The sequence below is a fragment of the Spirosoma lacussanchae genome (assembly GCF_005870035.1).
GTDB lineage: Bacteria > Bacteroidota > Bacteroidia > Cytophagales > Spirosomataceae > Spirosoma > Spirosoma lacussanchae.
The window spans coordinates 1-7,389 of sequence record NZ_SWJG01000017.1; the positions used below are offsets into that span (position 1 = coordinate 1).

The 7,389-nt window shown below is 47.6% G+C and carries 8 protein-coding genes and 1 tRNA gene; 6 read left to right on the forward strand and 3 right to left on the reverse strand.

The genetic code is table 11. The annotated features are described in order from the left end of the window. Positions 1-305: 305 nt before the first annotated feature. Positions 306-1,235: a replication initiation protein gene (locus FBR45_RS26180; protein ID WP_138507421.1), complete on the reverse strand. Its 930-nt coding sequence runs from the start codon at positions 1,233-1,235 to the stop codon at positions 306-308. Between the two features lie 658 nt (positions 1,236-1,893). Between FBR45_RS26180 and FBR45_RS26185 the strand changes: the two genes are divergently transcribed. The 6 genes from FBR45_RS26185 to FBR45_RS26210 all read left to right on the forward strand — a co-directional run bounded on the left by FBR45_RS26185 (position 1,894) and on the right by FBR45_RS26210 (position 5,865). Next, positions 1,894-2,535: a BfmA/BtgA family mobilization protein gene (locus FBR45_RS26185; RefSeq protein WP_138507416.1), complete on the forward strand. Its 642-nt coding sequence runs from the start codon at positions 1,894-1,896 to the stop codon at positions 2,533-2,535. A gap of 21 nt (positions 2,536-2,556) precedes the next feature. Beyond that, positions 2,557-3,441 (forward strand): DUF5712 family protein, encoded by an 885-nt coding sequence (locus FBR45_RS26190; protein WP_138507417.1) that lies wholly within the window; start codon positions 2,557-2,559, stop codon positions 3,439-3,441. Between the two features lie 29 nt (positions 3,442-3,470). Beyond that, a complete protein-coding gene (locus FBR45_RS26195; protein WP_138507418.1) occupies positions 3,471-3,656 on the forward strand; it encodes a hypothetical protein in 186 nt (61 codons plus the stop codon). A gap of 149 nt (positions 3,657-3,805) precedes the next feature. Then, positions 3,806-3,876: transfer RNA gene (locus FBR45_RS26200), tRNA-OTHER, on the forward strand. Positions 3,877-3,937: 61 nt separating this feature from the next. After that, on the forward strand, positions 3,938-4,753 hold the full coding sequence (locus FBR45_RS26205; RefSeq protein WP_129607071.1) for a phosphatase PAP2 family protein: 816 nt from the start codon (positions 3,938-3,940) through the stop codon (positions 4,751-4,753). An 83-nt stretch (positions 4,754-4,836) separates the two neighbouring features. Continuing rightward, positions 4,837-5,865 carry a YfgM family protein gene (locus tag FBR45_RS26210; RefSeq protein ID WP_206445623.1) on the forward strand — a complete coding sequence of 343 codons (1,029 nt, stop codon included), beginning with the start codon at positions 4,837-4,839 and terminating at the stop codon, positions 5,863-5,865. Positions 5,866-6,037: 172 nt separating this feature from the next. Here the strand turns inward: FBR45_RS26210 and FBR45_RS26480 are convergent, their stop codons facing one another. Further along, positions 6,038-6,292, reverse strand: coding sequence for a hypothetical protein (locus tag FBR45_RS26480; RefSeq protein WP_165358999.1), 255 nt, complete (start codon positions 6,290-6,292; stop codon positions 6,038-6,040). 76 nt (positions 6,293-6,368) lie between these two features. Continuing rightward, positions 6,369-7,130: a tellurite resistance TerB family protein gene (locus tag FBR45_RS26220; protein ID WP_138507420.1), complete on the reverse strand. Its 762-nt coding sequence runs from the start codon at positions 7,128-7,130 to the stop codon at positions 6,369-6,371. Positions 7,131-7,389: the final 259 nt, after the last annotated feature.

Sequence of the window (7,389 nt, forward strand, 5' to 3'; positions counted from 1 at the left end):
AAGATTTGCGAGCTGTTAGCTATTAGTAAGCCCACGCTGTATGCCTACATACGTGCCAGCCAGAAAGCTAGCTGATGTATGTAGGTTTCTTGATGGAACATTTCGTACGAATGTGGGCAGCCCCCCTTTGATGATGCATAATAGCCCTTCTTTACTATTGAAGACAATTTTTTTAGGCTACCACGCAACGCTTTTCTTTTCTACTGCGTATAGTCTACTATCAGGATAACATCCGTTTTACCTACAAATTTTTTAGTTAAGTCAGATAGACTTTATTTGAACAGCATTCCGTTTCCTGCACGGTGCTATTTTCCCTTCTCTTTCGTGGTTTCCAGCCCAAATACTTTGGCCGTATAGCTGCCCAAATTCTTCACTTTGCCGTCGCTGGCTTTGGTGTGAATGTCATACAGTTGGCGGTTGATTACCTCAATCGAGTGCATTTCCAACACCTTAGCGGCCTGATCGGGTCGGAGCCGGAACTGTTTAATGAGCCGTTCGAGTAGGGGCGTTACTGGTTCAGGCTGCGATTTAATCGAGTAAAAGACTTCAAATTCGACCTGCTCAACGGGTTTCCGTCCTCGCCCTGGCCGGTCGCCAAGAATCGGTTTGTAGGTAAACGTGATGTCCGTATGGCCATTAATTTCCCTTGTGGCCACGTCCAATATGTTTCTTTGAAACCATGTCCAACTTGAATAACTGTCTTTGCCCGTTTTTGGGTCAATAATCCCAAGTATGGTTTTAAGCTCGACCAGATTACGCCGAAACGTCTTGTCTTTCATGTTTTTATACATGCACAATAGCTCGTAAACTCGCTTCGCATAAGCTGAATTGAGTGATATAGCCGCAGCCAATTGAATCTTAGTAAATCGTTGATTCAAGTCTACATAAAAGGGACGGACCCGTTGAGAAAGCTCTATTTCAATGATTCCTGTACCCTTCTTATACAAAGCTGAAGAGATAAAGGTGGCTTGTAACAAGTCCCCATTGGGAAGTGTCGTTTCAAACACCCGTGTAAGTAGTTTTCGAGTAGCTTGCTTGTATGTCTCAAACATCAACTCCTTCGATCCAGTAATTTCAGCCATTTCTTTAACTGATACCTGATACATCTTCGTCGGGGCATCCTCTTTTTTGACATTGGCCACTACCATGTACAGAATATTTTTTTCTGCTTCACTCATTTCATAGCGGGCTACGGTTAATGCGTTATCCTGCCATATCTCCACTGTTTTAGCCATTACTGCTGATTTTGAAGCAAATATAAAAAGTGAGATTAAAAAATCAATAATAATAAACAACTTCATTTTTTTACCGATTAAACCTCACTTTATTAAGGCCACTTTACCGATTAAACCTCACTTTATTAAGGCCACCTTACCGATTAAACCTCACTTTATTACCGATTAAACCTCACTTTATTAAAGTTATCCACACTATAACTGTTTGTAAATCTGGTAGTTATAAGCTCTATTTTTCCCTTCAAGTGTTTAACAAGTGATATTTGAAATACACAATCACTTGTCTCGCGCGCGATCACGCACGTACACACGCGAGGAAAAGCCGCCAGGAAGTGGTTTGACAGGTACGGTTTTAGAAAGTAAAAAAGGGGTAACGATAAAAATAGTTGGAAAGGGGAAACAGAACGGAGGGGAAAAAAAATAACAAAAAACAAAGCGCGAAGCGACGAAAAAACAAAGCGCGAAGCGGTCTTATAAAGAGCAAGCGGGAATTACGCTACGCGATAATTCTCACTTGCTCTACGAGGTCACTAGCCTGTAAATCAATTAGTTAGTAAAAATAGTTACTATTAGTTAGTAAGCAAAAAGTATATTTTACGCTAAAAAAACCTTATTTTAGCATTTAGAAGCCACTTTTAGTATATTCATACGCTTAATTATGGAAGCAAAAGCAAACAAGTCAGTCCGCTTCGGTGGCGATACTGATCTGAAATTCAGCAAGTTAAGTGATAAACTAGGCCGCAGTAAACAGGAGCTCTTTGGGCAGATGGTGGACTATTTCTACAAATCCCAGAAAGATCCCGCCGATCTGAACGACGAATTACTCAAGAAAGAACTGGGTCAGGGCATCAATCGAATCATCTCGTTCATCAAAACCCAGGAGAAGGAAGCCTTAACACCTATGATGGCTGATGGGCGCGAGTTGAAGCGCAGCCTGACCACCTTGCAAGACCAATTCGCGGCTTTATTCAGCTTTGACGAGGAAAATTATATTCACGGCTTTTACCTCAAATCGCAAAACGAGCGCAAGGCCGAAAATGCGGCTTTGCTCAAGAAACAGACAGATTTAGAAGAGAAGTACAAGGGAATGGCCGCTACGCTGCGAGATTTGCTCTCAGAGGCACAAACGTATCAAAGTGAGGCCAAATCACACCGCGCGTCTAAAAACGCCTTAAAAGCCAGATTTCGCAGCTTGTTGGACACCTATATTCAGCAACGGGAAGCCTTAAACGCCCTGACTAATGGGCGAGCGGTTAAGGATTTGCAGGACCATATCCGTAATCAGATCGACACTTTGTGAGTCTCTTTTCCCTTTTCACCTATGCCGCATATCAATATCACAGCCAGCAGCAGCGGCAGCAATGCCGGCAGTTGTGGCCAGCTTGTCGACTATCTGGAGAAAGAAAACAATCTCAAACCGGAGCACAAAGCCGAGTTATGGTTCAACCAGGGGCGAGACGATCTGCGCCCCTACGAAGTGCGGCAGGGCATCGACTCGAACACGGCCAAGCTCAAACAGAGTGAAGCCAAGTTCTACCTGGTCAACATTAGCCCGTCCCAGAAAGAGCTACAGCACATCGGCAACGACCCCCAGAAGCTCAAAGAGTACGCTCGTGGGGTCATGGCTGAATACGCGGCCAACTTTCAAAAAGGGTTAGGGCCGGAGGATGTGAAGTGGTACGGCAAAGTCGAGTACAACCGGGGCTACAAGTGGACCGATCCGGAAGTAAAGCAGGGCTTGAGCCAGCGGGGCGAAGCCAAAGCGGGCCACCAAATGCACGTGCAGATCATTGTCAGCCGCAAAGACATGCAAAACCAACGGTTACTGAGTCCATTGACCAACCATCGCGGCCAGGGCAAGAGTGCTGAGCATGGCCACAAGTTCGGCCAGTTTAATCGGGTCGAGTTCAAACAGAGCTGCGAGCGAGCCTTTGATACCCAATTGGCTTACCGTCGAGAGCTGGAGGAGAGTTTTCGCTATCAGAACACCATGAGCAATGGCAGCGTCCAGGAACGGGCCACTATGACGCTGGAATTACGCGATACGCAACAGGAGCGCCAGCAGCAGTTAGCCGCCGATCTACGCCGGGCGGAAGAATTGCGTTTACAGATCGAGCAAGCCAAGAAGATCGAATTAAGTCAGCAGCGGGAGTTGAGCCTACAGCACGAACGCAAACAGAATCGCGGCTTAGGAATGGGCATGTAATCAGTAGGTTTTTCCACCCTAACCAGACCATGCATCAAAATTTTCCCAAGCCATTTGATCGTAGCCGCCTGGTAATGGCCGCTTTGATGTTGGTTGTTTTCCTTGCCTCGCTTAAAGTCGGATCGCTCTATCCAGACTATGCCGCAGCCATTGGCTTTGGTTGCTTCCTAGTTCAGCTTCTATTGGTGTTGAGCTACTACAACCGTCAGGCCTGATTTATCCCCTTTTTTGCCCCGTCGTAAATTGTACTTTAGGGGGAGTTGTTATATAATCTATCTTATGTTAAGAGACTTTTCCGGGAATTAGCCCCATATTGCCGCCCGTTGAACACCTTGGGAATAAACATTGAAAAACTCTCTTTGCTGACTCTGTAGCTCAACTGGTAGAGCCATTGACCATCGTTAATAGACGACAGTTCGAGTCTGTCCGGAGTCACTTCTGCTGATTTAGTACCCCATCCATATTTCTGTGGGTCGGCGCTTACAAAGATGCCGCTATGACCCGTTTATTTCAAATATGGCCGGTGCTTTTTAGAATAGATTTACCTACGAAGATAATGTGCATGACTAGGCATAGCCATAGCTTACTGTGGCGATTAATCTGGTTAATCGTTTTGGCGGGCTGGGCTGCTCAGGCTCCCGCCCAACCAGACACCATACGAACCACACCACGGCTGTCCATCGCCCGACTGGCCGTTCCATCGGCCTTTATTGGAACAGGCCTTTATACACTCTCCGGGAATCACGCCTTTAATCGATTTGGGGTACGAACTAGTATTCTGAACTATAGTAATGGCTATCGAACCTCTATTGATAACTATCTGGCCGTGGGGCCATCTGCGCTACTGGCTGGTTTAACAGCGGCTGGCGTGAAAGGTCGCTCAACACCCTTTGATCGAGCTGGCTTGTGGTTAACGGCTAGTGCACTAACGGGCATCGTTACCTATGGACTCAAATTTACGACCGGCTACCTTCGTCCGGATGATTCTGATCGGCAGTCGTTTCCATCGGGGCACGCTTCTTTTGCCTTTGCCGGGGCGGGCATCCTCGATCGTGAATTTAGTCATACCAGTGTGCTTATTCCGGTTGCTGGTTATGCCATGGCGGGCACAACAGGCTACCTGCGCATGGTCAATGATAAACACTGGATTTCTGACGTACTGGTTGGAGCCGGGATTGGCCTACTGTCAGCGGAGGCTGCCTATCACGTATATCCTTGGGTCAAGCGAAAGCTAACCCGACGTAGCCGTCACCGTCCAGTGACAAACAAGGATACGCCCCGTTTTCATTCAACTGCTCAGCGCGTTTTCTGATGGGAAGCCACTACATTGTCGGAGTCATTAGCCTACTCATCTGGTCGAATAGCTCTTTTGCTCAATCATCCGGGACAGAATCTATGTCGGTTCATCAGGGATTGGTCAATCAGACACTTCAAGCTATTTATAACAATCAACCGGCCCAGACGAATACATTACTCAACCAATTAGATCAGCGTACAGCGAACCATCCGGGCGTTGACCTGCTCCGAGCCGTTCGGTTACACTGGCAGTGGTTCCCAGCCCGTACCGACCAAGGGTTACGCAACCAACTGGTCACCCTACTCGAAAAAACGGCGGCTAATGCTGCCCAAGGGCTTGACCGACACGCCGATGATCCGGAGTTGATGTTCACCTACTTCACGGCCGAAGCGATGCTGACCCGTATGGCCTACTATGACCGTCAAATGCTTAAATCTGTGGCGTATGCCAAAAATGCATATGCGTATCTGCAAAAGGGGCGGGCGTATCGTCAGCAGTATCCTGACTTTTATTTCTCGTCCGGTCTGTATGATTACTACCGGGAAGAATATCCCCAATTACACCCGGCCTATAAGCCGCTGGTCTGGTTTATGCGTTCAGGTGACAAACAAAAGGGGATGAACCAGTTAGTACTGGCCATCCAGCAGTCGCTTTTCTCCCGCGTCGAAGCCACCCTTTATCTGACACATATCCTGGCTGATTATGAGAACCGCGCTCCGGAAGCCCTGCCCTACTTAGCACAATTAGCGAAGCAATACCCTGACAACCCATTTTTCTCCGCTCGCTATGCCGAAATGCTTTTAAATGCCCAACGTCCAGCTTCTGCGTCCTTGTTAATTGATAACCTGCTGAAAAACCCGCAACCCGTTTACCGACAGGTTGGCTTAGTTCTGAAAGCCCGGTTACGGTTAAGCCAGGGAGCCACCCTTGAAGCCGATACCCTCGCTCAGCAACTGCTCCAAAATCCACCTAAAGACGAAGCGTGGCAAGCGTGGGCATACACAATTCGGGCACGGGTAGCGGTCCAGACTGGCCAGCTAAAACAGGCCCGGCTGCACTACAAGAAGGTGCTTGATTTGGCTGAATATCCGATTCTAAGCCAGGAAGCAAAGCACTATTTAAAGTAGGCCTACAGGACCTATAACTGGGTTGAGTTAAATAAAGGCCGTAAAAAAGCCAACCACTCCTTTGGAGAAGTGGTTGGCTAAAAAGTGTTTCAGTCCATTGAGTGAATCAGTATCCAACCAACTCGAATCCACTAAACTTGTTTAAGCTAAGTGTGAATTCAACTTGGCTGCTCTACTCGTGCTCATGCAGTGGCTCCTTGCTCCCATGCTCATGGGAGTGGTGCAGGGCCGCTTCTTCGGCATGGTGATGGGCGTGGGTGCTGAGTCCGAAAGCCGTATAGCCATGATGAGCCGCTTTCTGGTGATCGCCAGCGGCCAAGTGTTCGGCTGCTGCGCGATGATTATCAGCGGCCTGCTGAAAATACTCGGCTGCCTTTTTATGGTTTTCGGCGGCTTTCTGGTGCTCCTGAGGATGGTCAGTTGTCATAAGAATTGGGGTTTTGAGGTACACTCTCAGAAGTAACTCAAAGGGCAGCAAAAAGTTGGAGCATCTTCTAAGTGTCTCAATGATGCCGTTTGCCGCCTACCAAATTTTTCAACAGGTCACCCAGCCCGCCCGAACTCATACGGCTGTGCTTCGAGCGGCCACTCAAATTACCTAAAATGGAAGTAAATGATCCTAAGCCACCGCCGGTCGGGTTTAGATTACCCCCTACTAGTCCGCCCAACAAGCTACCTAATCCCCCGTTGCGCCCTCGTTGATGGCCACCACTGATCATTTTGCCAATGACAAGGGGCGCTAAGACCCCCAGCATCCCCTGGACCATTTGGGGCGATATATTTGCTTTTTTGAACAGATTATCAAAGCCAGTTTTGGTTAAGAACGAGGGGGAGGTTGGGTCTTCTCCCTGTTGCTGGGCCTGTCCCGCTTGGTCAACAAACTCGTTAAGGATACTGAACTGTTGCTCACTAACACCCAAGTAGGCTGACATCTGCTGGATGTGTTGCTGCTCGGGAGCCGAAAGCCCGCCATCGACTCTTGCGAAAGCAATCAGGTCGGTTATGAACGAAAAACGGAGTTGGCTTCCCTTCAACACATCGAGACACTTTTGTAGGCTCACCTGGGAAGGATTATGGGCAATCTGTTGAACCTCCTGCTGCATAGTTTGAGGTAACTCAGCCGCTTCACTCATTAAATTGAGGAAGTCGGTTTCTTCCACTGAAACGTTGCCATCTGCCAAAGCCATTGTTGCCAATGCCCCCAAGTAAGCCCCTCGTTCTGGTAAGGAGTAATTTTTTAAGAAGGCGTTTTGTTCCTGCTCCATAGCTTCAACGAGTAGATTGGTTGTTTAACTCTATCTGTAATTACTTAAAAAAAATACTTAATCGCTTGCTCGGCATAGCCTATAGTGAAGATAAGAAGAGTCAACTTATTCAACAGGGGAAAAGCCTTTGATGGGGGGCTGCCCACATTCGTACGAAATGTTCCATCAAACTGGTTTTGCTTCCTCCTTTAAGAGTTGACCCAATTCTAGACTGACCAAATTTCGTAACGTGCCTTCCGAAAAGTCATATTCGCCTTGA

Coding starts and splice junctions, on each gene's coding strand:
- FBR45_RS26180 (WP_138507421.1), bottom strand. CDS start 1,235: ATGGCTAAAACAGTGGAGATATGGCAGGATAACGCATTAACCGTAGCC.
- FBR45_RS26185 (WP_138507416.1), top strand. CDS start 1,894: ATGGAAGCAAAAGCAAACAAGTCAGTCCGCTTCGGTGGCGATACTGAT.
- FBR45_RS26190 (WP_138507417.1), top strand. CDS start 2,557: ATGCCGCATATCAATATCACAGCCAGCAGCAGCGGCAGCAATGCCGGC.
- FBR45_RS26195 (WP_138507418.1), top strand. CDS start 3,471: ATGCATCAAAATTTTCCCAAGCCATTTGATCGTAGCCGCCTGGTAATG.
- FBR45_RS26205 (WP_129607071.1), top strand. CDS start 3,938: ATGACCCGTTTATTTCAAATATGGCCGGTGCTTTTTAGAATAGATTTA.
- FBR45_RS26210 (WP_206445623.1), top strand. CDS start 4,837: ATGTCGGTTCATCAGGGATTGGTCAATCAGACACTTCAAGCTATTTAT.
- FBR45_RS26480 (WP_165358999.1), bottom strand. CDS start 6,292: ATGACAACTGACCATCCTCAGGAGCACCAGAAAGCCGCCGAAAACCAT.
- FBR45_RS26220 (WP_138507420.1), bottom strand. CDS start 7,130: ATGGAGCAGGAACAAAACGCCTTCTTAAAAAATTACTCCTTACCAGAA.